The sequence below is a fragment of the Pseudomonas sp. Pseu.R1 genome, from assembly GCF_045764065.1.
Lineage (GTDB): Bacteria > Pseudomonadota > Gammaproteobacteria > Pseudomonadales > Pseudomonadaceae > Aquipseudomonas.
In genome coordinates this window covers 1,705,075-1,731,099 of the sequence record NZ_JBJGEE020000001.1, presented here as the reverse complement: position 1 = coordinate 1,731,099, position 26,025 = coordinate 1,705,075, and the positions used below count along the sequence as shown (strand labels likewise).

Below are 26,025 nucleotides of genomic sequence, written 5' to 3'. Positions count from 1 at the left end.
TCCTACGCCTTGCGGGCAGAATCAAACAACTGCGCTCAGTTCGTCTGCACCACCGGAATCCACTGATCCAGCACGGTGATCAACTCTTCCCGGTGAAACGGCTTGGCCAGATAGTCGTTCATGCCCGCTGTCCTGCAGTGTTCGCGTTCTTCGGGCATGGCGTTGGCCGTCAGGGCGATGATCGGTAAATCAGGCCATTTCCCGCTTTGGCGAATCAGCCGGGTGGCTTCATAACCGTTCATCACCGGCATGTTGCAGTCCATCAGCACCAGATCGAAACGTCCGCGCTCAAGCTGCTGCAAGACCTCCCCGCCGTGACTGCTGACCACCACTTCACACCCCAGCTTGCTGAGCATGCCCTTGGCCACCAACTGGTTCACCGGGTTGTCTTCCACCAACAGAATCCGTGCGCGATGGGGCGCGACCAATGGGCTGCCGGGCAAATCGTCAGGCATCAGCGCATCTGTTTTCAAACTTCGGGACAACGCTTGATGCAGCACGGCGCGCGAGAGTGGGCGCGCCTGTTGTTGCAACGGCGCCAAGGCCTCGACCTGGCTGGCTGGCATGAAATTGCCATACGCCGTCACCAGCAGAATGGGAATTCGGGTGGCCGGGCGAATCCCGACAAGGCACTCAAGGCAGTCCGTGATCAGCAGGTCGGGCTGGGTGTCGGGGTGTAAATCCGGGGTCGAGAAATGGCGATACTCGATGCCCCATTCAGGCAACAACCTGCTCAGTAATTCCGTCAGGCCGCTGTTGAGCGGGCTGACCACCACCACGCGGCCTTTCAATCTTGGCCATGGGGTTGCGGGGGTGTGGGCGGGGAGGGGCAAATCGGCATAGAAACGGCTGCCCACGCCGGGCGTGGATTCAATGTTCAACTGGCTGCCCATGGCTTCGCACAGGTTGTGGGTCAGCGTGAGGCCCAGCCCGGTGCCGCCATACTGGCGCGTGATCGCCGCTTCCGCCTGGGTGAAGGGCTGGAAAATCCTGGCCTGAGCATCCTTGGCGATGCCGATCCCGGTGTCGCAGACTTCGATGCGCACTCTGTCACCTTGCTGGCCCAACCGCAGGTCGACGCGTCCTGTTCGTGTGAATTTCAGCGCATTGGAGAGCAGGTTGCTGACGATCTGCCTGACCCGCGTCGGGTCGCCCAGCACCAAGGCCGGAAACGCCGGGTCGATCAGGCAGGCCAGCTCCACCGTCGCGGCGGCGTTCTGCGACAACAAGGTGGCGGTGTCTTCGATCAAAGTGGCCAGATCGAAGGGGATACGTTCCAGCTCCAATTGTCCGGCGTCGAATTTCGACAGGTCGAGGATGTCGTTGAGCAGTTCCACCAGCACCTTGCCCGAGTCGTGAGCAATCGACAGTTGCTGGCGCTGTTCGGCACTCAACGGCCCGTCCAGCGAGAGCGCGAGCATGCCCAGCAGCCCGTTGAGCGGCGTACGAATTTCATGGCTCATGTGCGCCAGAAACGCCGAGCGGGCGTGGGCCATGTCCAGCGCGGTGCTGCGGGCGATCTGCAATTCTTCGTTGGACTGACTGAGCCGAGCGTTGCTGGCCTTGAGTTCCTGGGTGCGGGCCGATACCACGTTTTCCAGCTCGTTGAGGTGCTCGGTCAGGCGGTTTTCGGCATCCCGTCGACGGCCAAATTCGGACGCGACATTTTCGAACTGTTGGTTGGCGACCTGCACCAGCACGCCGATTTCGTCGCGCTCATGGCCGGGCGGGCAGGGCAGCGGGGCTTGCTCGGGGCTGCTTGAGTCGCGACTGGACAGGGCGCGGATGACACCGGTCAGCGGCTTGGTCAGTGTCAGGTAAAACAACCCCATGAGGATGCCCGCGAACACCAGGCTGCGGGCGAAGCCGTTGAGCAGGGTGATTTCCGCCCGCTGAAGAAAGTGGCTGCCGAACGCGAAGGTGTCGACCTCCAGTTGCAGCGTGCCGATGGTCTCGTTGGGCATGTGATCCAGATGCAGCGCATCCTCGAACTGACGACTCTTGCCGAACAGGAAGTCGCTGAACATGCGGTAGGGGCTTTCCGTCAGCGGGCGTGACACCGAGGCCAGCAGGACGTCGTTATTGTCGATCAGGCGTGCGCTGACCACGGCGGGTGAGTGCAGCAGGCCCGAAATCAGTTCCTGCGCAAGTTCGGCATCAATGTTGTAGGCGATGCGCGAGGCCGGATTATGGCTGATTTGCAGCAGAGAGCGAATTTCACGATCGATGGAGGCGTCTTCGCTGGCATAATCGATCGCAATCTGCGCCAGGCTGAACAGGGTTCCCAGCAGGAATCCGATCAGCACGGTCAAACGGGCCTGTTTGAACGACAGTCGGTGAGTGATCGGTATATCCATAAGGGCACTTGATCCCAGGGGCACTTGCACTTCGTGTGTCCGTTGCGGGCCAAGCATAGCTGATCGCAGACCGGCTTTAACCAGTTAAATCAAGGAGACAACGTGGATTCTCGGTTGAACGCATTTCTGGAACGTGCCGAGTCGGTTCTGGCGCGGCTTGAGCCTTTGTTGCCCGCCGTGCGCGAGCCGGTAGACTGGAACACCTCGCTGGCCGCCCGCTGGGTGCGCGAGGGCCGTACCGGTTATCTTCTGCCCCTGGACGTGACGCTGGACATGCGCCTGTCGGACCTGATCGGCGTCGATCAGCAGCGCGCGCAACTGGGGCGCAACACTCAGCAGTTCATCGATGGCCTGCCTGCCAACCACGCGTTGCTGTGGGGGTCTCGCGGGACAGGTAAATCTTCGCTGGTTCGCGCTTTGCTGGCCGAGCACGCCAACGCCGGGCTGCGCCTGATCGAGATCGAACGCGATCATCTGGGCGATCTGCCTCGCGTCGTTGAGCAATTGCAGAAGCTGCCGCAGCGTTTCGTGCTGTTCTGCGATGACCTGTCGTTCGAATCCGGTGAGGGGGATTATCGCGTCCTCAAGAGCGTGCTCGACGGTTCGCTGGAGCAGGCCCCGGATAACGTCTTGCTGTACGCCACGTCCAACCGTCGCCATCTGGTGCCGGAAAAGGAAAGTGACAACGCGCACTGGCAGCGCGGCGACGATGGCGAAATTCATCCGAGCGAGGCGGTCGAGGACAAGATTGCCTTGTCCGACCGCTTTGGCTTGTGGCTGTCCTTCTATCCATTCACGCAGGAGCATTACCTGGACGTGGTGGAGCACTGGATCGGCGAACTGGCGGGCAAGGCCGGGCTGCAATGGCAGCGTGACCACGAACTCGACATTCTGGCGGTGCGCTGGGCCACGGGCCGTGGCAACCGCAACGGCCGTTGTGCCTATCAGTTCGCGCGTTATTGGGTTGGTTTGAAAATGCTGGAGCAACATCCATGATCGATTTGAATGCCGCAGGGCAGGGCCTTGATGGCTACAACCTGCTGACCGCCCAACTGGAATCCCTGCTGGCGGACGAGCGCGACTTCATTGCCAACGCCGCGCAGTTTTCGGCGTTCCTGTATACCCAGTTGGAAGACCTCAACTGGGCGGGTTTCTACCTCAACCGCAACGAAGAACTGGTGCTTGGCCCGTTTCAGGGGCAGATTGCCTGCGTGCGCATTCCGTTCGGCAAAGGCGTCTGTGGCACCGCCGCGCAGACCCGCGAAACCCAGCGCGTGCTGGACGTGCATGAGTTTCCAGGGCACATCGCGTGTGACAGCGCATCGAACAGCGAGCTGGTCGTGCCGTTGATCAAGGACGGGCGCTTGATTGGCGTGCTGGACCTGGACAGCCCGAGTCTGGCGCGTTTCAGTGAGGTGGATCAGGCGGGGATCGAAGCCTTGGCGGCGATTTTTCTCAAGGCCACTGACTGCTGAGAGGGCGGGCAGTGCCTTGTCCGGGGCTGACGCAGATTCAACTGTGGATGCGAACTCATTCTGGGCGGCATCCCGACGATGCGATCCTACAGCCGATAGAGATCTGCCGAATGTCCGGGCCAATCGTCGGAATGCCGCCGGAGCGAATTCGCTCCCATAGGCTGATGCGGGGTGTCAGCCTGCTACCGGTCTGTCTTCTGTCACCGCCGCCTCAGGCTCCATCTTCCTGAAATACGTCGACAGCAACGCCCCCGAAATGTTGTGCCACACGCTGAACAGCGCGCTGGGTACCGCTGCCAGTGGTGAGAAGTGCGAAGCGGCCAGTGCGGCGCCGAGGCCGGAGTTCTGCATACCGACTTCCAGCGACAGTGACTTGCGCTGTGGCAACGGCAGTTTGAACAGCTTGCCGGTGAAATAACCCAGAAGGAAACCAAAGCTGTTGTGCAGCACGACCACGGCCATGATCAGCAGACCCGATTCGGCGATCTTCGCCTGGCTGGCCGCCACCACTGCGCAGACGATCATCACGATGCTCACCACCGAAATCAGCGGCAGCACATCGACGGCGTAGCTCACTTTTTCGCCGAGTACGCGCTGGGCGACTACGCCGAGGACGATCGGCAGCATCACGAATTGCAGGATCGACCAGAACATTTCCATGAAGGACACCGGCAGCCACGCCGAGGCCAGCAGCCAGATCAGCGCCGGGGTCAGCAACGGGGCGAGGAGGGTGGTGACGGCGGCGATGGCTACCGACAGCGCCAGATCACCTTTGGCCAGCCAGGTCATGACGTTGGACGAGGTGCCGCTCGGGCAGCAGCCGACCAGAATCACGCCGACGGCGATTTCCGCAGGCAGGTGGAACACCTGGCACAGCAACCACGCCACCCCCGGCATGATCACGAAATGCGCAACCACACCCAGCGCTACACGCCATGGATGGCGCACGACCTCGGAGAAATCTTCCAGCTTCAGGGTCAGCCCCATGCCGAACATGACCAGTCCCAGCAGTGGGACGATCAGGGTTTTCAGGCTGATGAACCAGCTCGGAAACAGGAACGCCAGCACGGCGAACAGCAGCACCCAGTACGCGAAGGTGTTACCGACAAAACGACTCAATGCAGCCAGCGCACGCATGGCTTGCTCCTTTTATTGTTGGATGAACCGGGGTTTGAAACTGTGGGAGCCAGCAAGTCGGCTCCCACAAGGTTCGGTGGTGAATCAGATCCCCTGCGGAATCTCTTCACCGCCCAACGCTTCGAACAGCTCCGGCAGGAACTCGCCGAAGGTCAGCATCATCAGGGTGAAGCTGGCGTCCAGTTGGCCCAGCGCGTCGTCGCCGCCGTCCTGTTCGGCTTGATCTTGCAGCAGGTCTTCGAATTTCAGACGCTTGACGGTCAGCTTGTCGTCCAGCACGAACGACAGCTTGTCCTGCCAGGCCAAAGACAATTGAGTGACGACTTTGCCGGTACTCAGGTGCAGTTGGATTTCGTCGCTGGTCAGGTCCTGACGCTTGCACTTCACGATGCCGCCGTCTTCGTGGGTGTCGCGCAGTTCGCACTCGTCGAGCACGAAGAAATTGGCTGCCGTTTCGCCGGACTTGACCCAGTCGGTCATGATCGCGGTCGGCGCGGTTTTTACCGTCACTGGACGCACGGGCAACGAGCCGACCACTTCACGCAGGGTCGACAACAGGTCTTCGGCGCGTTTCGGGCTGGAGGCGTTGACCAGAATCAGGCCCTGCTTCGGCGCGATGGCGGCGAAGGTCGACGACTTGCGAATGAACGCGCGAGGCAGGAACGCCTGGACGATTTCGTCCTTGAGCTGGTCGCGTTCCTTTTTATAGACCTTGCGCATCTGCTCGGTCTCGATCTCTTCGACTTTCTCTTTCAGCGCGTCATTGACCACGCTGCCCGGCAGAATGCGCTCTTCCTTGCGCGCCGAGACCAGCATGAAGTCGCCGCTGACGTGTACCAGTGGTGCGTCTTCACCTTTGCCGAATGGCGCGACAAAACCGTAAGTGGTCAACTCCTGGCTGGCACACGCGCGTGCAGGCTTGGTCGCCAATGCGGCTTCCAGCGCCTCGGCGTCAAATGGCAGGTCCTGGGTCAGGCGATACACGAGCAGGTTTTTGAACCACATGGGTTACATCTCTCCTTTATACAAAGGGGGGCATTATTCGCTGCCGCGACCCTTCGGCCAACCCTGATGTAAGCCTTTGGCGGGATTATAAAAATTATTTGAAAAAGTGCTTGCCAGAGGTGGGATCGCTCCGTAGAATGCGCGCCACACCGAGAGACAAGGGTGATTAGCTCAGCCGGGAGAGCATCTGCCTTACAAGCAGAGGGTCGGCGGTTCGATCCCGTCATCACCCACCACTCGTTGAAAGGTGTTACGCGCAGCGGTAGTTCAGTCGGTTAGAATACCGGCCTGTCACGCCGGGGGTCGCGGGTTCGAGTCCCGTCCGCTGCGCCATATTGAGTATCGAGGCCCTTGAACTCCTCGATACGACAGAGAAAGCGACCTTAGGGTCGCTTTTTTTGTGCCTGGGATTTGGTGGGTGGGAAGGAATACCTTGGGGAATAACCCTTTTGGGAGATTCTATGTTACTTGGTCAACCGCCTTCCCCTCCCGGTTGGCTCCCACAATGACCGAGTCGGCTCCATGCCTTTTGTTCGACGCCGAACCTGTGGGAGCCGGCTTGCTGGCGAAGGCGTCGTGTCAGGCGATACTTTCGTATCAGAGGCACCGCATTCGCCAGCAAGCCGGCTCCCACAGGTTGTGGACCTGCCGCTACCCCACATCCACCTCCACCACATCGCCACTCAACCGCACCGGCCAGGTCCTCAACTTCAACGCCGGATCTTCCAGGCACAACCCATCCTCCAGCCGGTAATGCTGTTTATATAGAGGTGAGGCGATCACCAGGCTGCCCGCGACACTGCCCACCAGTCCGCGCCCGATCACGTTCACACCCGACACCGGATCACGGTTATCAACGGCAAACAACTGCGGCGTCCCGCTGATGCAGGCGACGTAAAACAACGCCACTTGCTGGTTACCCACCAGCGCGACGACGCCGGAGTTGAGCACCAGGTCGTCACGGGCGCACACCGCGCGCCAGGCTTGGGTCTTGGAAAGGTCCATCATCACTGCACCGGTCGGGCTCATCGTGCGATCTCCACAGGAATCAGGTTGAGTTCATGGCTGCGCGCCGGACGACGCTGGCTGCGTTCCTTGACGAAATGGATGTCCGGGTCGGCGCTTTTATCGTTGACGAACGTGCGGAAGCGCTTGAGCTTTTCCGGGCTCTTGAGGGCGTTGGCCCATTCGCATTCGTAACGGTCGACCACCAGTTGCATCTGTTCCTCCAGTTCGGCGGCCAGCCCCAGGCTGTCGTCGATGACCACGGCCTTGAGGTAATCCAGCCCGCCCTCCAGCGATTCGCGCCATACCGACGTGCGTTGTAACTTGTCAGCGGTGCGGATGTAGAACATCAGCACCCGGTCGATGTAGCGAATCAGCGTTTCGTCATCCAGGTCCGTGGCGAACAGCTCGGCGTGACGCGGGCGCATGCCGCCATTGCCACAGACATACAGGTTCCAGCCGTTCTCGGTGGCAATCACCCCGATGTCCTTGCTCTGCGCTTCGGCGCATTCTCGGGTGCAGCCCGACACCGCGAACTTCAATTTATGAGGCGAGCGCAGCCCCTTGTAACGATCCTCGATGTTCAAAGCCATTTGCACGCTGTCCTGCACGCCATAGCGACACCAGGTGCTGCCTACACAAGACTTTACCGTGCGCGTCGATTTGCCATAGGCATGCCCGGTTTCGAACCCGGCGGCGATCAGTTCGGCCCAGATGTCCGGCAATTCGTGCAACTGCGCGCCAAACAGGTCGATGCGCTGCCCGCCGGTAATCTTGGTGTACAGGTCGTATTTCTTCGCCACGGCACCAATGGCGATCAGGCCCTCGGGGGTGATTTCACCCGCCGGAATGCGCGGGACCACCGAATAGGTGCCGTTCTTCTGCATGTTGGCCATGAACGTGTCGTTGGTGTCCTGCAATGGCACCAGCGATGGGTCCATGATCGGCTTGTTCCAGCAAGACGCAAGGATCGAGCCGACCGCTGGCTTGCAGATGTCGCAACCAAGATGGCCCTTGCCGTGACGAGTGAGCATGTCTTCGAATGTTTCGATTTTTTCGACCCGAGCGAAGGCGTATAGCTCCTGACGGGTATAGGCGAAGTGCTCGCACAGGCTTTTGTCTACAGCCACGCCGCGAGCGGTCAGTTCGTGTTCGAATACACTTTTCAACAACGCCGCGCAACCGCCGCAACCGGTGGCAGCCTTGGTGCAGGCCTTGATGCCAGCGAGGTCGGTGCAGCCGCCGTCGATGGCCGAGCAGATCGAGGCTTTGCTGACGTTGTGGCAGGAGCAGATGGTGGCCGTCGCAGGCAAGGCGTCGGCGCCGAGTGTCGGCGCGCCTTCGCTTTGCGGCATGATCAGGCTCGACGGATCGGCGGGCAGCTTGATGCCGTTTTGGGCGTATTGCAGCAGGGTGTCGTAGTAACTGTTGTCGCCGACCAGCACAGCGCCCAGCACCTGTTTGCCATCCGCCGACACGACCAGACGCCGATAACTGGCTGTGGCTTCGTCGATGAAGCGGTAACTGCGTGCACCGGTCAATGCGCCGTGGGCGTCGCCAATCGAGGCGACGTCCACACCCAGCAGCTTGAGCTTGGTCGACATGTCAGCGCCGAAGAACGGCTGGGCGTCCTGCTCACACAACTGCGCGGCGACATTGCGCGCCATCTGATACCCCGGCGCAACCAGGCCGAACACGCTGCCATTCCATGCGGCGCATTCGCCGATGGCGAAGATGTCGGCGTCGCTGGTGCGGCAGTGCTCATCGATGGCGATGCCACCGCGCGGCCCGAGCTCCAGTGCGCACTGGCGGGCGAGGGCGTCTTGCGGGCGAATGCCTGCGGAAAACACGATCAGGTCGGTTTCGAGGAATTCGTCCTCGGCGAAATTCATGCGATAGCGGTACTCCTCGCCTCGGGTGATCGACTGCGTGGCGCGGGACAGGTGCACGCCGACGCCGAGGGCCTCGATGCGTGTTTTTAATGCGGCACCGCCGAAATCGTCCAGTTGCACCGGCATCAGGCGTGGGGCGAATTCGACGACATGAGCTTCCAGGCCAAGGGATTTCAGCGCATTGGCCGCTTCCAGTCCCAACAGCCCGCCGCCGACCACCACGCCGCGTTTCGCTTGGCTGGCAGCGGCGCGGAGGGTGTCCAGGTCGTCGAGGGTGCGATACACCAGACGCGAGTGCCCCTCAGCGCCTTCAATTGGGGGCACGAACGGGTAAGAGCCCGTCGCCAGGACCAGCTTGTCGTAGCTGAAGCAGCCTTGGGCAGTGATGACCTCGCGCCGAACCCGGTCGATTTCCAGCACCGGAACGCCCAGATGCAGGGTCAGCCCGGCCTGCTCATATAAAGAAGCGTCGCTCAGGGCCAGGGATTCGGCATCGCGCCCGCCGAAGTATTCGGAGAGGTGCACGCGGTCGTAGGCGCGCTGACCTTCCTCGCCAAAGACGTGAATGCGATAACGGTTTAGGGCGCCTGCGGCGATCAATTGTTCGACGCAGTGGTGTCCGACCATGCCGTTACCAACCACGATCAGGGTTTGCACAGCGTCAAGAGGGGCGACTGGGGTGTTCATATCGAATCCGGCCTCGGCTCGTCAGGTTTTTTGAAAGCAAAAAAAAGGCGCCTGGAACCGTTGGGTTCCAGGCGCCTTTGCCTGTTCTGTTATGCGGTGCCGCCCGACCACGCTGTCGACGGAACCTATGTGGCCCGAGGGCGAATCGTCGTTGACTGGCCGGGGCTGCCAGCGTTGTGTTTGGCTGGGCTTGGGAATGAGGGAAGCAATGGGTGTGCCAGAGCGCGGGCAAGCCACGCTCCTACGGCCTACGGCCAGAAACGTCACTGCGTCGGCACATAAAAGGTGCATTTATCCGCTGAGTCGCCCCAGGTTGTGGCGAGGACGGCCTTCAATATCCGGCGTCGCGAGCCGCGCGCCCATGTCACATCATGTGCAGGATAACTGGCCTACTGTTTGCAAACCCCTCCACACAGGCAATCAACGCCGATTGCCCACTTCACGACAAAGGCGCCGTGTGCTCCCCGTTTTCGACGGTGGAGAACAAGGCGCTTTTTTGTTTTCGGGAAGGTGGGTATGGCGAGCAGCGTGCGAAGTGTGTGTCCTTATTGTGGTGTCGGTTGCGGCATCGTGATGCAGGTCGAGAACAACCGGGTGATCAAGGTCAGCGGCGACAAGGCCCATCCGACCAACTTCGGCCGTCTGTGCACCAAGGGCACGACCTGCGGTCAGGCGATTGCCGAGTCAGGGCGCATGGAATCGGCCTACGTTCGCGATCAACGCCAGCAAGACCCGGTGCAAACCGGCATCGACGCTGCGATCAGCGAAACCGCCCGGCGCCTGCGCGCGATCCTCGACCGCGACGGGCCTGACGCGCTGGCCTTTTATGTCTCCGGGCAAATGTCGCTGGAGGCTCAGTACCTGGCCAACAAGCTGGCCAAGGGCTTTGTGCGCACGAACAACATCGAATCCAACTCGCGGCTGTGCATGGCCAGTGCGGGCAGTGGCTACAAACTGTCCCTCGGTTCGGACGGTCCGCCCGGTTCCTACGATGATTTCGACAAGGCCGATGTGTTCTTCGTGATCGGCGCGAACATGGCCGACTGTCACCCGATCCTGTTCCTGCGCATGATGGACCGGGTCAAGGCCGGGGCGAAGCTGATTGTTGTCGATCCCCGCCGCAGTGCCACCGCCGATAAAGCCGATCTGTTTTTACAGATCAAACCCGGCACCGATCTGGCCTTGCTCAACGGCCTGCTTCACTTGCTGCTGATCAATGGTGACATCGATGCGGCGTTCATCGCGGCCTACACCCAAGGCTGGGAGGTGATGCCCGAGTTTCTCGCCGACTACACGCCGGAAAAAGTCGCGCAACTCACCGGTCTGGCAGAGCGCGACATTCGTCAGGCGGCGCAGATGATCGGCCAGGCGCCTGAATGGATGAGCTGCTGGACCATGGGCCTGAACCAGAGCACCCACGGCACCTGGAACACCAATGCGCTGTGCAACCTGCATTTGGCGACGGGGGCGATCTGTCGTCCTGGCAGCGGGCCTTTTTCCCTAACCGGCCAGCCCAACGCCATGGGCGGCCGGGAAATGGGCTACATGGGACCAGGACTTCCGGGGCAGCGCTCGGTGCTCGTCGAACAAGACCGCAGCTTTATTGAGCGCCTGTGGGCGATCCCCCAAGGCAGCCTCGGTCATGCGCTCGGTGGCGGCACCCTCGACATGTTCCAGCAGATGCGCGACGGCGTGATCAAGGCCTGCTGGATCATCTGCACCAACCCGGTGGCCAGCGTCGCCAATCGCTCGACCGTGATCGATGCGCTGCAAACCGCCGAATTGGTGATCACTCAAGATGCCTTTCTCGACACCGAAACCAATCGCTACGCCGACATTCTTCTGCCCGGCGCGCTGTGGTCTGAGGCGGAGGGCGTGATGATCAATTCCGAGCGCAATCTCAACCTCACGCAGAAAGCCGTCGATGCTCCCGGCGATGCGTTGCCGGATTGGCAGATCATCGCCCGCGTGGCCTGCGAAATGGGCTTTGCCGAGGCGTTCAGCTATGCGTCTGCCGAAGCGGTGTTCGAGGAAATCAAACAGGCCTGGAATCCGAAGACCGGTTACGACATTCGTGGCGCCTCGTATTCGCGCTTGCGTGAGCAACCGCTGCAATGGCCGATTGCGCTCGACGCCGAGGGCACGCGCAACCCGATTCGCTACCTCAACAATGGCACCAGCCAAACCGTGAAGCACGACGAACAGGGCCGGCGCCCGGCCATTGTTTTTGCCACGCCATCCGGCAAGGCGCAGTTCCTGCCGCGCCCGCACAGGCTGCCCGCCGAGATGCCCAGCGATGCCTTTCCAATAGTGCTCAACACCGGCCGCGTGCAGCACCAGTGGCACACGCTGACCAAGACCGGCAAAGTCGCGACCCTGAACACACTCAATCCCGGCCCCTTCGTCGAGATTCATCCCGAGGATGCCGAGAGGCTGGGTATTGTCGACAAGGACGCCGTGGAAGTGCGTTCGGTGCGAGGCCACGCCGTATTACCTGCTGTGGTGACGGACAGGGTGCTGCCCGGCAACTGCTTCACGCCGTTTCACTGGAACGACGTGTACGGCGAGAATCTGGCCATCAACGCTGTGACCAGCGACGCCATCGATCCGATCTCCCAGCAGCCCGAATTCAAGTGTTGCGCGGTGGCGTTGAAGAAGGTCGAGTTGATTGGCCATCGTTTTCTCGATTTGCCGCAGGCCGATGATGACGAGGAAGCCGCACTGGAAGGTGAACCATTGCTGACCCTGCTCTGGGCCTCGCAGACGGGCAACGCCGAGACACTGGCCAAGGGCTTCGGCAGCCGGTTAAGAGCAGCAGGCGTGCCAGTACAGGTGTCAGCGATGGACAGCTATCCGCTGAGCCGTTTGAGCGAGGCGAAGTATGTTGCGCTGATCAGCAGCACCTTTGGCGACGGGGATTCACCGGACAATGGGCAAGGGTTCTGGCAGGCACTGACTGCACGGCAAGAGCGCCTTGAATCGCTGCGTTATGCCGTGTTGGCGCTGGGCGATCCCAGTTATGAAAGTTTCTGCCAGCACGGCAAGAATCTGGATCTGCGTCTGGCGACATTGGGCGCATTGCCACTGACGCCGCGCGTGGATTGCGACGGGGATTTTCAGGATCAGGCCAAGGGCTGGTTCAAGGCCTTGCAACAGGCGCTGGCGTTGAATGTACCGGATATCGAAGCGGCTGAACCTCGGAACGGACAGCCCACTCGCTCGCGTCCCCATGCCGCCCGGCTTTCTATTAATCGCCGATTAAACGGGGAGGGCGCAGGCAAGGACACGCGCCAGTTCGCCCTGACGCTGGGGGATTCGGGCATGACCTATGAAGCGGGCGATGCGCTGGGCGTGTGGCCGCGCAACTGCCCGGCGTTGGTGGATGAACTGCTGGAACTGACGGGGTTGTCGGGTGAACAGGCGGTCCACGTGGCCAAGGCGGGGGATGTCTCGCTGCGCGAGGCGTTATCGGGGCACTTCGAGATTGCCCGCCCTGCTGCCGAAGCGCTGGGTTTCATTGCGCAGCGCAGCGGCAGTCAGGAGCTGAAAACGTTACTTAGCGGACCTTTCAAGGGTGAGTTGAAAAGCTGGCTGTGGGGGCGGCAACTGGCGGATGTGCTGCGCGAGTTTCCTCTGCGCTGCTCGGCTCAGGATTTGCTGACAACCCTCAAGCCGTTACAGCCTCGGCTGTACTCGATTGCGTCCAGTTCCAAGGTTCATCCCGATGCCGTTCATCTGACGGTTTCTGCCGTGCGTTATGGCAAGCGAAAGGGGGTGTCATCGACCTTTCTGGCGGACCGGGCCGAGGATTGCGAGGTGCCGATCTTCCTGCAACCCACCCAGCATTTCCGCCCGCCCGCTGACGGGGATGTGCCGATGATCATGATCGGACCTGGCACTGGCGTCGCGCCGTTTCGCGCGTTTTTGCAGGAGCGCCAGGCGCGCGGGGATCGGGGGCGTAACTGGCTGTTCTTTGGTGAACAGCATGCGGCGACCGACTTTTATTACCGCGATGAACTGGAAACCATGCAGAAAAACGGCTTGCTGACGAACCTGAGCCTGGCGTTCTCGCGGGACCAGGCGGAGAAAATCTACGTCCAGCACCGCATCCGCGAGCAAGGCGCCGAACTGTGGCGTTGGATGCAGGAGGGCGCGGGGATCTACATCTGTGGCGACGCGACTTACATGGCCAAGGATGTCGATCAGGCCCTGCGTGATGTGATTAGCGAGCAGGGCGGGATGAGCGCGGAACGTGCTGCCGAGCATTTGCAGGAAATGGCGACGCAGAAGCGTTACGTGCGGGATGTGTATTGAGCTGATCGCTCTCTGGCGATTTGTGTTGCTTGATAAATCGCTTTCGCCAGCAAGCCGGCTCCCACAGGATTCGTGTTGATCCCGAATTTACGGCTTGACGCAGATCATTGTGGGAGCCGGCTTGCTGGCGATAGCAGTGTATCTGACGCCACAGGTCAATACCCCTGATCCCGCGCAATTTCACCCTCCATCCTTTCCCCATTTTGATGCTGTCGGATGTTCGCCAGCAGCACGTCGAATGCCGTCTCCGGTGAGGTGTTTGCGCCGATGTGCGGGGTCAGCCAGATGTGGGGGTGGTGCCAGAACGGGTGGTCGGTGGACGGCGGTTCGTCGTTCAACACGTCGATGACGGCATGGCTCAACTGCCCGCTGGCCAACGCATCTAGAAGATCATGTTCGACCAGATGCCCACCGCGCCCCAGGTTGATCAATTGCGCACCCTTGGGCATCGCGTTGAAGGTATTGGCGTTGAGAACGCCGCGCGTATCGTCAGTTAGCGGCAGCAGGCAGATCAGAATGTCGCAGTGCGCGAGAAAATCCGGCAACTGGCCTGAACCGTAAAAACATTGCACGCCCGGAATGTCCTTCTGCGACCTGGCCCAGCCGCTCAGTTCGAAGCCGAACGGGCGCAGAGCCTCCAGCGACGCCACGCCGAGATTCCCCAATCCCATCACGCCAACGCGGCGTCTTCTGGCCGGTGTCAGTTCGTGTTCCTGCCATTGCTGGTCGCGCTGCTGTTGTAGGTACAGGGGCATGTCCCGATGCAGGCTCAACACCGCAAAGCAGGCGTATTCCACGATGCCCTGAGCGATGCCGGGGTCCAGCATGCGCACGACTTTGATGTGCTCGGGCAATTCACCCAGATCAAACTGATCGACCCCCGCCGATGTGGCGAAGATCACTTCAAGGTTCGGGAAGCGCTCATGCAGATTCTGCGGCGGCTGCCAGGCGGCAAAATAGCGAACTTCTGAAGGTTCACCTATTTCTGGCCACAGGCGCAGGTCGATATCCGGAGCGTGGATTTCGAACAGGGATTTCCACGCGAGACCGCGGGCATCGGGGACTTTGAACAGGAGCGCCATCGGCTTTCTCGCATCACTCGGGGAAGGTGGGCCCCACGATGCCAGAACCGTACGCAATAATCTCCCGAATCACAGCCTGTGAACGGGAGATTGCGCGTTTTCTGCCGAATCAGACCGCAGCGGCGATGGCCTTGCCCAGCGCTTCGGTGTTGCCGGTGCCGCCGATGTCGCGGGTCAGTGGCGCGTCTTGCGGCCCTATCGACAGCACGCTTTCGATGGCTGCCAGCACAGCCGCGCCCGCTTCCGGGTGGCCGAGATGATCGAGCATCATCGCGCCGCACCAGATCTGCCCGATGGGGTTGGCGATGCCTTTGCCCGCGATGTCCGGCGCAGAGCCGTGCACGGGTTCGAACAGGCTGGGGAAGGTGCGCTCGGGGTTGATGTTGGCCGACGGCGCGATGCCGATGGTGCCGGTGCAGGCCGGGCCGAGGTCGGAGAGGATGTCGCCGAACAGGTTGCTGGCCACCACCACGTCGAACCAGTCAGGGTGCAGGACGAAGTTCGCGGTGAGGATGTCGATGTGGTACTTGTCGACGTTCACGTCCGGGTACTGCTTGCCCATTTCCGCGACGCGTTCGTCCCAGTACGGCATGGTGATGGCGATGCCGTTGGATTTGGTGGCCGAGGTCAGGTGCTTCTTCGGACGGCTCTGGGCCAGGTCGTAGGCGAACTTGAGAATCCGGTCGACACCGACGCGGGTCATCACCGTTTCCTGCAACACGATTTCGCGCTCGGTGCCGGGAAACATCTTGCCGCCGACGCTGGAATATTCACCCTCGGTGTTTTCACGCACCACCCAGAAGTCGATATCGCCGGGCTTGCGGTGGGCCAGTGGCGCTTTCACGCCAGGCATCAGGCGGCAGGGGCGCAGGTTGACGTACTGGTCGAACTCGCGACGGAACTGCAACAGCGAATCCCATAGGGAAATGTGATCGGGCACCACATCCGGCCAGCCAACGGCGCCGAAGTAGATCGCGTCGTAACCCTTGAGCAGTTCGAACCAGTTGTCCGGCATCATCTTGCCGTGAGCGAGGTAGTAATCGGCGCTGGCGAAATCGAACCAGTCCCATTGCAGGTCCAGGTTGTGTTTGGCGGCCACGGCGTCGAGCACCCGCACGCCTTCGGGCATGACTTCCTTGCCGATGCCATCGCCGGGAATCACTGCAATTTTGTACTGGGCTTTGCTCATGGGGATTCTCCTGCTGGGGATTGAAAGGCAATGGCGGCCAGTGTATGCAGTGTTTCTGGATTAATAATTGGTCTGGAAAGAAAGCCATTCTTAGATTTTAGGAAAGAGTCCGTGAGCGCGATCGACGACCTGAGTTTCTTCCAGCACGTGGCAACGCGAGGCAGCCTGACTGAAGTGGCCCGGCATCTGGGCTTGTCGTTGCCCGCCGTGAGCAAGCGTTTGAGCCAACTGGAAGCGCGGCTGGGGGTGCAGTTGTTGCAGCGCACCACTCGGCGTTTGACGCTGACGCCCGAAGGTTCGCAATACCTGGAAGGCGGGCGACCGATTCTGCGTCAGCTTGAAGAACTGGAAAGCGCACTCAATGCGCGCCAGGCCACGTTGCGGGGGCGTTTGCGGATCAATGGCACACTCGGGTTTGGCCGACGACATCTGGCGCCCGTGGTCTCGGAATTCGCGCGTTTGCACCCGGAGCTGGAGATATCCCTTGAGCTGACCAGCCAGCCCTTGAGTCTGCTGGACGACCAGTTCGACGTCGGTTTGTGCATGGGCGAGCCGCCGGATTCGCGTTTGATCGGCGTGCGGCTGTTGGAGAATCCGCGCATTCTCTGCGCATCACCAAGATACCTTGAAGCTATGCCTGAACCTGTATCGGTGGCCGATCTGGCGCGGCATAACTGCATCGTGTTGCGCCAGTTCGGCAGCGATTACGCGATCTGGCGTTTTCACAAAGACGGTCAGGAGTTCTCTCACAAGGTCAGTGGCACGCTGTCGAGCAACGACGGCGAAGTCGCGGTGAGTCTGGCGCTGGAAGGTCATGGATTGATTTTGCGATCACGTTGGGACGTGCAGGAGCATCTGGAATCCGGTCGATTGCGCGCCGTCTTGACGGACCATCAGGCCCCACGGGGCGACATCTTCGCGGTGTATCAGCATCGCCGACACATTCCGCAACGCATCTCGGTGTTCGTGCAGCACGTGGCCGGAGCGCTGGGCAAGCGCTTGCCGTTTGCTGCGATTCGGTGACCTTCTCTGAGTCTGTTAGATATTCCGAGATAGAGCCCATCCTCCTTGTGGGAGCCGGCATGCTGGCGAAAGCGGTGGGCCAGTGATGGGTAAGTCGGCTGACACAACGCATTCGCCAGCAAGCCGGTTCCCACATATTAAGTGCATGACTTGAGATTATGTTTGCCCTGACTATTCGTGCATTGCCCCCCAGCGTCATGCTCTTGTAACGTCCAGATGTCCCGCTCGGTCCAACAACAAGAAAATCTGAGCAGCGCATGACAGTGCAGGGTGTCTTTCAGGTTTTTTAGCTGCCGAATCAAGCCGAGTTAAATCACGTCCAGGATGATTTGCCATGAAAACCTTGTCTGTTGCTGCAGCGTTCGGTTCCGTCTTATCCCTGTTGAGCCTGTCGGTGGCTTGCGCGTCTTCGGCGCTGGCGGCTGATCAAATCACCTTTGTCTCCCAAGGCGGCGCCTATCAGGAAGCCCAGACCAAGGCCATTCTGGACCCCGCAGCCAAATCCCTGAACATGACCATCAAACAGGACAGCGCGCCGGACGCCTGGCCGATGGTCAAGGCCATGGGCGATGCGAAAAAGCCGGTGTGGGACGTGATCGATACCCCACCGTCGAACTGCGTACGCGGCGGCAACGAGGGCCTGATCGAACCCCTCGATCTGAGCAAGATGCCGAATGTGCAAAAGGTCCCCGAGCAGTACCGCACGCCTTATTCGGTGGCCTACGAGTTCTATTCGTCGGTGATCGGCTACAACAAGAAAACCCTGAAAAAAGTCCCGCAGACCTGGGCCGAATTCTGGGACGTGAAAAACTTCCCCGGCACCCGCGCCCTGCGTAATGACCCGATGAGCACCCTCGAAGCTGCTTTGCTTTCTGATGGCGTGCCACGGGACAAACTCTACCCGCTGGACGTTGACCGGGCCTACAAGCGCCTGGAGCAGATCAAGCCGAACATCGCGGTGTGGTGGACCTCCGGCGGGCAGTCGGCGCAACTGCTGGCGGACGGCGAAGTCGACATGCTGATGATCTGGAACGGCCGCGCCAGCGCCGTTCAGAAAACCAACCCTGACGTGGCCTTCACCTACAACGACGGCCTGTTACAAAACACCCAGTTGTGCATCCTCAAAGACGCACCGAACTACGCGGCGGCGGTCAAGTTCATCAACGAAGCGCTGTCCCCTGAATTGCAGGCCAACCTGCCGCTATACATCGACTACGGCCCAGGTAACCCGGCTGCATTCGCCACTGGAAAAATCACCGAGCAGCGTGCGAAAGAACTGCCAAGCTCGCCGGACAACGCCGCGAAACAGGCGCTGATGTCCGAAGAGTGGTGGGCGTCGGCAGCCGGGATTGCGGCCAAGGATCGCTGGCTGAAGTTCGTTCAGTAAGTGCGGGGCAAGTCGATGATCGATTACCTGATTCTCGGCGGCGGGTCGGCGGGTTGCGTGCTCGCCGCACGGCTTTCCGAGGACCCGAACGTCAACGTCTGCCTGATCGAAGCGGGGCGGGACATTTCCCTGCATACCATGCCCGCCGCCATCCGCAGTCGCTATCCGGGGCGGGCGTACCTCGACGTCAGTAACATCTGGCAGCGCCTCACGGCCTTCATCGTCAAGGGCGCGACGGCGAATCGGCGGTATGAACAGGCGCGGATTCTCGGTGGCGGTTCGGCCATCAACGCGCTGATGACCAACCGTGGCGCGCCTGCGGACTATGACGAATGGCAACAACTCGGCGCCGAAGGCTGGAACTGGGCCAACTGCCTGCCGTACTTTCGCAAGCTGGAAAACGACACGGATTTCAGTGGCCCGCAGCATGCAGAGCGGCATGGTAATCACGGCCCGGTGCGGATTCGTCGTACGCCCGCCGAGCGTCTTTCTCCCTTCGTCAAAGCGGTGATCAAGGTGCTCGCCGGACAAGGTCTCGCCCACAAGGCGGACCAGAACGGGCCTTGGGAAGACGGCACTTACGTGGGGGCGATCGGAGTCAGCGAACAGGGCGAGCGGATTCCTACATCGGTGTGCTACCTGACCGATGACGTGCGGCGACGCAGCAATCTGACCATCCGCACTCAGTGCGTGGTGGATCGTGTGCTGTTCAAGGCGCGTCGGGCTGTCGGTGCGCAGATCATCGGCAGCGACAGCCGGGTGGAGTTACTGACGGCCAAGGAAGTGATCCTTTGCGCCGGGGCGATTCACAGCCCGGCGATTCTGCTGCGCAGCGGCGTTGGGCCTGCCGAGGAGTTGAACGCGCTGGGCATTCCGGTGGTGGCGGATCGTCTCGGCGTCGGTGGAAATCTGATGGAACATCCCTCGATTGCGGTGTCGGCGTTGCTCACGCGTCAGGGGCGCACGCCGTTTCCTGATGAGCATCACGAGCAGGCCATCGTGCGGTTTTCATCGGGTGTACAAGATACGCCTGTCGGTGACATGCACGGCGCGATCCTGTCCCGTTCGGGCTGGCATTCGATTGGCTATCGGATGGGCACGATCTTTTTCTGGGTCAATAAATCCTACTCACGGGGGCGTTTGCGTCTGACGTCGAAAGATCCTCAGGACGAGCCGGATGTGAGCTTTGGCATGCTCTCGGATGCGCGGGATCTGGAACGCATGAAGCAGGCGTTACGCTTCGGTGCGCAGACCTTATTGGACGATGCGCTGAGCGATCAGCGCAGCGTGGTGTTTCCGTCCAGCTATTCGCCGCGCGTGGCAAAAGTGGCGATGCCTGGGGTATTCAATGGGATTCAGCGTGGGCTTTTGAGTGCGCTGCTGGACATCGCCGGGCCGCTGCGGGGGCTGTTGATTCATGGATCGGTGACCCAAGGCGTGACCCTGAAGAAGCTGCTGACGGATGATCAGGCGTTGACTGAGTTTGTGCGTCGCAATGTCGGTGGGACCTGGCATCCATCGGGCACTTGTCGCATGGGACGTGTCGATGATCCTTTGGCGGTGACGACAGCCGACGGCCGGGTGATCGGTGTTGAGGGATTGCGCGTGTGCGATGCGTCGTTGATGCCGTCGATTCCGTGTGCCAACACCAACGTGCCGACGATCATGATGGCTGAGCGCATTGCCGATTTGATCAAGGCGCAGCCTTTTTGATCGATTGTTCCCACGCGGAGCGTGGGAACAATCAACTGGGTGACGACCCATTCGCCAGCAAGCCGGTTCCCACGGGTTCGGCGTCGAACAACAGGACTGGGTCCAAACACGGTCATTGTGGGAGCCGCCTTGGTGGCGAAAGCGGCGGTGAAGCTACCGAATCACGACCCCCACCCCACAATCCCCTTGGTTTCCAGGAACGCCTCCAGCCCCCACTCGGCGTATTCGCGCCCATTGCCTGACTGCTTGTACCCGCCAAACGGCGCCGCCGCATCCCACGCGGGGTAGTTGACGTAGACGCTCCCGGCGCGCATTTGCAGGGCAATATTCCGCGCCCGTTGCAGGTCTGACGATTGCACGTACGCGGCCAGACCGAACACGCTGTCGTTGGCCATGCGCACGGCTTCGGCTTCGTTCTCATAAGTCTGGATCACCAACACCGGGCCGAAGATTTCCTCGCGGGCGATGGTCATGTTCTGGGTCACGTTGGCAAAAATTGTTGGCTGCACGTAGTAGCCTTTTGGCAAGTGATCGGGGCGCCCCAAACCACCGCAGACCCGTTGCGCGCCTTCATCGAGACCGATGGCGATCATCCGCTGAATCGCATCGAACTGCCGCTCGCTGATCACCGGTCCCAGCGTCGTGCCGTCTTCACTTGGCGCGCCGACACGATGCGCCGCCGCCGCACGACGGGCGATCTCGACAGCCTGTTCCTGCAACGCCGCAGGCACCAGCATCCGCGTCGGCGCGTTGCACGACTGGCCGCTGTTGCTGAAGCAGCTGTTCACCCCGGCCGTCACGGCCGATTCCAGGTCTACGTCATCCAGCAGAATGTTCGCCGATTTACCCCCCAGTTCCTGGTGCACCCGCTTGACCGTCGGCGCAGCCAAACGCGCAATTTCTACACCTGCCCGCGTGGAGCCGGTGAACGACACCATGTCCACTTCGGGGTGCGCCGACAGTGCGGCGCCCACCACTGGACCGTCACCGTTGATCAGGTTGAACACCCCCGGTGGCACGCCCGCTTCATGCATCACTTCAGCAAACAGCAGCGCGTTGAGCGGTGCGATTTCACTGGGCTTGAGCACCATGGTGCAGCCTGCCGCCAGTGCCGGGGCGACCTTACAGACGATCTGGTTGATGGGCCAGTTCCAAGGCGTGATCAATGCGACCACGCCCACGGGTTCCTGATTGATCAGCGTGGTGCCGCGGGTTTTCTGAAATTCGAAGGTGTCGAGGGTGTTCAGCAACTGCTCCAGATGAAACTTGCCGATGCCGGCCTGCCAGCCATGGGACAAGCCTTTGGGGGCGCCGACTTCTCGCACGATGACCTCGGCGATTTCGTCATACCGCGCCATGAAACACTCCAGAACCCGTTGCAGCAGTTGTTTGCGCTGCGCAGGCGTAGTGCTGGCGAACGCCGGAAATGCGCGTCGGGCCGCCTGCACCGCAGCTTCGACATCGGCCACCGTGCCCATGGCGATTTCGCTGAACGCCTGTTCGGTGGCCGGGTCGATCACCGCGAGCCTGTCGTTGCCACGGGGTTTCACCCATTGGCCATCGATGTAAAACTTCAGCGCGTTATCCATAGAAACGAAAGCCTCATGAGGTAAAGGAGGGCGCGGTTTGACTGCTGTTTTCCGACAGTGATTTCACGCGCAGAATGCGACAAGAGTAGGCTCGGTTTTTTTCAGGCGACAATTTACTAATAGTTGGATTGAGCATAATCTCAGGTCATGTCTAATTTACGTCGCAAGCTCCCCAGTTCCAGCTCATTATTCGTCTTCGAAGCGGCCGCGCGATGTGGCAGCTTCACGCGGGCGGCGGATGAACTGTGTGTCAGCCAACCGGCGGTCAGCCGCATGTTGTCGCGCCTGGAAGAGCACCTCGGCGTGCAGTTGTTCGAACGGGTGCGAGGTGGTGCGCGGCTGACTGAAAGCGGCAGCATCTTGTACCGTCGGGTGCAGGAAGGCTTCAGCACCATCGAGTCGGCGATCAGCGAGATCGAAGCCCGCGCCACCGGGATCGAAACCGTCACGTTGTCCGTTTCAACGGCGTTCACCACCCACTGGCTGATGCCGCGCATGCGCCGTTTCAGCGAGCGTTTTCCCACGGTCGACATGCGTTACCAGCTGATGTCCGGACGCATTGGCGGGCCTTTGGTGGACGTCGATCTGGGCATGCGCTATCTGGAAGCCAGTAGTCTGAGAGCCACGGATTCACTGGTCATTCCAGAAATCGTCCTGCCGGTTTGCAACCCGCAGTACCTCGCCGATGTGGTGCAGGGAAAGGGCAAAAAGCAGGTGCCGACGCTGATCAGCATGGACAATCAGGACCGCAGCTGGGCAGCGGATTTCGAGACGCCGGGGCGCGCCGATAACGCGTTGGTGTTCTCCGATTACGCGGTGGTGGTGCAGGCTGCGCTGCTTGGTCAGGGCATTGCGCTGGGCTGGTTGAACGTGGTCTCCAACTCGCTGTGCAAGGGTGAGCTGGTGCCTGCGAGCGAAGGAATTCGAGTCATGTCGCGACGCTGCTGCCTGGTCGTGCCGAGCAATCGTCCGGTGCGCCCGGTGGTGGAACAGGTACGCGACTGGATCATCGAAGAAATGCGTGCCGACCTGCGCGCCATCGACGCCCTTTATCCGCATTTGGGGCTGGCGGCGACCCTCGAATCGACCCTCTGAGCACACCTGCGGCACGTCGAGTAGAAAAACAGTAGGTTATGCCTCCACGACAGGGCAAAACAGAATATTGCGCGAGAAGGCGGGCAGATAATGGGCCTGTCCAGTCAGTTTTACCCCTATGACTTTCTTGCGGAGCGCCCTATGTCTTTCAAGCAGTTCAAAGCCCTGACGTTCGATGTCGTCGGCACCCTGATCGATTTCGAAGCCGGTATCCTGGCCCACGTGCGCGAAGTGTCGGGCGAAGCGGGCAAGGCCCACAGCGATGACGACATCCTCAAGGCCTATCGCGAAGCCCGCGCTCAGACCGATTCGGGCTGGTGGCCCGATGACCTGGAGCGCTGCTATCACGTGATCGCCAGCAAGCTCGGTCTGCCGGACAACGATGACTACGCCAAAGGTCTGGCCCAGTCGGTGAAGAATTTCCCGGCGTTCCCGGATTCGGTCGAAGCCCTCAAGCTCCTGCGCAAGCACTTCAAGCTGGTGGCCACCACCAACTCGCAGATCTGGGCCTTGAACCACATGGCCGAAACCCTTGATCAGCCGTTCGATGTGCGTGTGACCGTTGACGATGTGCGTTTCGAAAAGCCTGATCCGCAGTTCTTCGCTTACACCCGTGGTGTGTTGGCGTCGACTCAGGGCATCGTGTTCGAAGAGATCCTGCACGTCGCCCAGAGCCAGTACCACGACATCGGCGTGGCGATGCGTCTGGGCTACCAGACCTGCTGGATCGAACGCCGCTTCGCACAGAAGGGCACGGGCGGCACGCTGGAGTCCGAGCGCACCGAGCCGCATTACCACTTCACCTCGCTGGCGCAACTGGCCGATGCGGTGGAAAAAGAGCTGGGTTGATCGTTGCCAATCCGTAATGTCGGCTCACCGCTGTTCTTGTGGGAGCCGGCTTGCTGGCGAAAGCGGAGTGTCGATCAAAGAAGGGTTGCCTGACCTGACGCTTTCGCCAGCAAGCCGGCTCCTACAAAAGAAAGTGTCCGGCAACTCACATGTGAGTTCCAATCCGAAGCCCAGAGGCTGGCATGACTGTTCAGAGTTTATGGGCGGCCACCGCCCAACCCGCACCCGCGCTGCAATCGCTCGAAGGCGAACGGCAGTGCGACGTGGTGATCATCGGCGCCGGTTACACCGGCCTCTCGGCTGCCCGACACATTGCGGACAGTGGCCGCGAGCCGCTGATCGTCGAGGCCAACACCCTGGCCTGGGGCGCCAGCGGGCGTAACGGCGGGGTCGTCTCGCCTAAATTTCGTGTTGGCTTTTCTGCGCTCATGGCGCGCTTTGGTCGTGATACCGCTTTGCAGATGTACCGCACCGGTTATGCCGCCGTGGACAGTCTGGTGGAAACCGTCGAAACCCTCGGTCTGACCGACGCTAACCTGCACATGGGCGGGCACATCGCGGCGGCGCACAATGCCCACGCGTTGGGCGGTCTGGAAAGCACGGCGAACTGGATCAAGCGGGAAACCGGCGGCACGTCGTCGGTGATGATCTCTGCCGATCAGGTCCGCGAATTCACCGGTTCGAAGATCTTTGCAGGCGGCCTGCTGACCCCCAAGGCGGGGGGCATTCACCCCATGAACTATGCCCGAGGCATCGCGCGGCACCTTACTGAGCGCGGGGTGAAACTCTTCATCAACAGCGCTGCCGAGCGCGTGGTACGCGAGGGTGACAGGGTGGTTGTGCAGACGCCTCAGGGGCGAGTCAGCGCCAAACAGGTGATCTACGCCACCAATGGCTATTCCGACCAGACCCGCGCCACCGACACGCTGCATCGCCGGTTGATTCCGTTTCGCAGCGCGATCATCGCCACCGAGCCATTACCCCCTGACGTACTCGCCGCGCTGATGCCGGGCGGGCAGGTCTGTGGTGACACCAAACGTATGCTGCGCTGGTTCCGGGTAGTCGGCGACCGCCTGATTTTCGGGGGGCGTGGCGCGTTTGGCAAAAACGATTCGCAAAGTGCGTTCGACGACCTGAAACGCAGCATGGACGTGGTGTTTCCGATCTTGCGCGACTACGGGATTGCCTATCGCTGGTCCGGTCTGGTCGCCATGACCCTGGACTACTTGCCCCACGCCGGGCAGCTCGATGACCGCAGTTTCTATGCCATTGGCTACAACGGTGGCGGGGTGGCCATGTCGACGTGGATGGGCAAGCAGTTGTCCGCCATGACCGCGGGCAAAAGGGTCGAACTGGGCCTGTTGGCAGGCGAGGGTTTCAACCCCATTCCGTTGCATGCCTTCCGCGCGCCAGGCGTTCGTCTGGCGGCGGGCTGGCAGCAATTTCTGGATGTCATTGGCCGATGAGCGAGTTCAAGCACATGCCGCCGATTCTGCATTACTCCCAATCCTTGACCGACCGTGATTTGCCCTGTGCGGCCTACGCATTGCAGGGCGATCCACTGGCGGCGGGACGGGTGATTCATTTCCATGAACCGCAACAGGGCTTCGTCACGGGCAGCAGCGAAAGTGTGGGCGCGAACCTGTTGATCGAGGTGTTTCCGTGGGTCGAACTGGGCATCGTCGAGCGTGGCGAATTGCGTTTGCAGGGCGATGGCTTTGATCTGCAATTGAGCGCGGGCGATTGTTTCGTCGTGCCCCGAGGCGTCAGCGTGCGCTGGCATCATCGTGGGCAACTGCGGCGCCTGTTCATGGCGTTTCCGGGGCTGGAGGCCTGCGTCGACATGCCGCGCCTGCCGATCAAGCTGGACCTGACGCAAACCCTGGCGCCGTGCAATCCACCGGCGGCAAATGTACTGCTGACCCCGACACCCAAGGCCTGGAGCGAAACGTTGTTCAGCGCGGCCAATCTGCGGATCGGTTTGTGGCAATGCGAGGCCTATGCGCGCAAGCAGGTCGAGCCGAGCTACAGCGAGCTGATGTTCATCCTGGAAGGCGCTGTGACACTCACGGCCGAGAACGGGGATCGCTACGTCGTAAGGGCAAAAGAGACGGTCGTCGTGCCCAAAGGCGCGACCAATGCGTGGTCCAGCGAAGAGACCGTGCGTAAGGTGTTTTGCATCCTCTCTTGAAGATGTACACCTGGTGGGAGCCGGCTTGCTGGCGA

At 60.9% G+C, this 26,025-nt stretch carries 18 protein-coding genes and 2 tRNA genes; 12 read left to right on the top strand and 8 right to left on the bottom strand.

The annotated features are described in order from the left end of the window. Window positions 1-35: 35 nt before the first annotated feature. Entirely contained in the window at window positions 36-2,357 is a 2,322-nt protein-coding gene (locus ACI5GA_RS08045; RefSeq protein ID WP_421422462.1) for a response regulator, read from the bottom strand. Window positions 2,358-2,459: 102 nt separating this feature from the next. On the opposite strand from ACI5GA_RS08045, the gene ACI5GA_RS08040 reads away from it, so the two are divergent. Together ACI5GA_RS08040 and ACI5GA_RS08035 are read left to right on the top strand one after the other, a co-directional pair. Further along, window positions 2,460-3,353 carry an ATP-binding protein gene (locus ACI5GA_RS08040; protein WP_421422461.1) on the top strand — a complete coding sequence of 298 codons (894 nt, stop codon included), beginning with the start codon at window positions 2,460-2,462 and terminating at the stop codon, window positions 3,351-3,353. Next, entirely contained in the window at window positions 3,350-3,832 is a 483-nt protein-coding gene (locus ACI5GA_RS08035; RefSeq protein ID WP_404631596.1) for a GAF domain-containing protein, read from the top strand. Before ACI5GA_RS08040 ends, ACI5GA_RS08035 begins: the two co-directional genes overlap by 4 nt. A 174-nt stretch (window positions 3,833-4,006) precedes the next feature. Here ACI5GA_RS08035 and ACI5GA_RS08030 read toward each other — a convergent pair whose 3' ends face one another. Together ACI5GA_RS08030 and rdgC are read right to left on the bottom strand one after the other, a co-directional pair. After that, a complete protein-coding gene (locus tag ACI5GA_RS08030; RefSeq protein WP_404631594.1) occupies window positions 4,007-4,969 on the bottom strand; it encodes a bile acid:sodium symporter family protein in 963 nt (320 codons plus the stop codon). An 84-nt stretch (window positions 4,970-5,053) separates the two neighbouring features. Then, window positions 5,054-5,974: a recombination-associated protein RdgC gene (gene rdgC / locus ACI5GA_RS08025; RefSeq protein ID WP_404631592.1), complete on the bottom strand. Its 921-nt coding sequence runs from the start codon at window positions 5,972-5,974 to the stop codon at window positions 5,054-5,056. Between the two features lie 160 nt (window positions 5,975-6,134). On the opposite strand from rdgC, the gene ACI5GA_RS08020 reads away from it, so the two are divergent. Then, window positions 6,135-6,210 (top strand) — tRNA-Val (locus ACI5GA_RS08020). Between the two features lie 20 nt (window positions 6,211-6,230). Continuing rightward, window positions 6,231-6,307, top strand: a tRNA-Asp gene (locus ACI5GA_RS08015). A gap of 318 nt (window positions 6,308-6,625) precedes the next feature. Here the strand turns inward: ACI5GA_RS08015 and nirD are convergent. Both nirD and nirB read right to left on the bottom strand, forming a co-directional pair. Continuing rightward, window positions 6,626-7,003 (bottom strand): nitrite reductase small subunit NirD, encoded by a 378-nt coding sequence (gene nirD, locus ACI5GA_RS08010; protein WP_404631590.1) that lies wholly within the window; start codon window positions 7,001-7,003, stop codon window positions 6,626-6,628. Beyond that, a complete protein-coding gene (gene nirB, locus ACI5GA_RS08005; RefSeq protein ID WP_404631588.1) occupies window positions 7,000-9,558 on the bottom strand; it encodes a nitrite reductase large subunit NirB in 2,559 nt (852 codons plus the stop codon). Before nirB ends, nirD begins: the two co-directional genes overlap by 4 nt. Before the next feature lie 516 nt (window positions 9,559-10,074). Here nirB and ACI5GA_RS08000 point away from each other — a divergent pair. Continuing rightward, the gene (locus tag ACI5GA_RS08000; protein ID WP_421422460.1) at window positions 10,075-13,872 is read left to right on the top strand and encodes a molybdopterin-dependent oxidoreductase; all 3,798 of its coding nucleotides are present in this window, start codon (window positions 10,075-10,077) and stop codon (window positions 13,870-13,872) included. A 155-nt stretch (window positions 13,873-14,027) separates the two neighbouring features. Here ACI5GA_RS08000 and ACI5GA_RS07995 read toward each other — a convergent pair whose 3' ends face one another. Beyond that, window positions 14,028-14,954 carry a 2-hydroxyacid dehydrogenase gene (locus ACI5GA_RS07995; protein WP_421422459.1) on the bottom strand — a complete coding sequence of 309 codons (927 nt, stop codon included), beginning with the start codon at window positions 14,952-14,954 and terminating at the stop codon, window positions 14,028-14,030. A 109-nt stretch (window positions 14,955-15,063) separates the two neighbouring features. After that, window positions 15,064-16,143 (bottom strand): tartrate dehydrogenase, encoded by a 1,080-nt coding sequence (locus ACI5GA_RS07990; RefSeq protein WP_421422458.1) that lies wholly within the window; start codon window positions 16,141-16,143, stop codon window positions 15,064-15,066. Window positions 16,144-16,254: 111 nt separating this feature from the next. Between ACI5GA_RS07990 and ACI5GA_RS07985 the strand changes: the two genes are divergently transcribed. The 3 genes from ACI5GA_RS07985 (at window position 16,255) to ACI5GA_RS07975 (ending at window position 20,266) form a co-directional block, all read left to right on the top strand. Then, window positions 16,255-17,166: a LysR substrate-binding domain-containing protein gene (locus ACI5GA_RS07985; protein WP_421422456.1), complete on the top strand. Its 912-nt coding sequence runs from the start codon at window positions 16,255-16,257 to the stop codon at window positions 17,164-17,166. Window positions 17,167-17,500: 334 nt separating this feature from the next. Beyond that, the gene (locus ACI5GA_RS07980) at window positions 17,501-18,553 is read left to right on the top strand and encodes an ABC transporter substrate-binding protein (RefSeq protein ID WP_404631576.1); all 1,053 of its coding nucleotides are present in this window, start codon (window positions 17,501-17,503) and stop codon (window positions 18,551-18,553) included. Between the two features lie 15 nt (window positions 18,554-18,568). Further along, complete coding sequence (locus ACI5GA_RS07975; protein WP_421422455.1) at window positions 18,569-20,266, top strand: GMC family oxidoreductase; 1,698 nt, start codon at window positions 18,569-18,571, stop codon at window positions 20,264-20,266. A gap of 161 nt (window positions 20,267-20,427) precedes the next feature. Here ACI5GA_RS07975 and ACI5GA_RS07970 read toward each other — a convergent pair whose 3' ends face one another. Then, a complete protein-coding gene (locus ACI5GA_RS07970) occupies window positions 20,428-21,855 on the bottom strand; it encodes an aldehyde dehydrogenase family protein (RefSeq protein WP_421422454.1) in 1,428 nt (475 codons plus the stop codon). A 147-nt stretch (window positions 21,856-22,002) separates the two neighbouring features. Between ACI5GA_RS07970 and ACI5GA_RS07965 the strand changes: the two genes are divergently transcribed. The 4 genes from ACI5GA_RS07965 to ACI5GA_RS07950 all read left to right on the top strand — a co-directional run bounded on the left by ACI5GA_RS07965 (window position 22,003) and on the right by ACI5GA_RS07950 (window position 25,990). Further along, entirely contained in the window at window positions 22,003-22,950 is a 948-nt protein-coding gene (locus ACI5GA_RS07965; RefSeq protein WP_421422453.1) for a LysR family transcriptional regulator, read from the top strand. Between the two features lie 141 nt (window positions 22,951-23,091). After that, a complete protein-coding gene (locus tag ACI5GA_RS07960; RefSeq protein ID WP_421422452.1) occupies window positions 23,092-23,799 on the top strand; it encodes an HAD-IA family hydrolase in 708 nt (235 codons plus the stop codon). Window positions 23,800-23,981: 182 nt separating this feature from the next. Then, complete coding sequence (locus tag ACI5GA_RS07955; RefSeq protein ID WP_421422451.1) at window positions 23,982-25,265, top strand: NAD(P)/FAD-dependent oxidoreductase; 1,284 nt, start codon at window positions 23,982-23,984, stop codon at window positions 25,263-25,265. Beyond that, a complete protein-coding gene (locus ACI5GA_RS07950) occupies window positions 25,262-25,990 on the top strand; it encodes a cupin domain-containing protein (protein WP_404631564.1) in 729 nt (242 codons plus the stop codon). Before ACI5GA_RS07955 ends, ACI5GA_RS07950 begins: the two co-directional genes overlap by 4 nt. The last annotated feature ends 35 nt before the right edge of the window (window positions 25,991-26,025 follow it).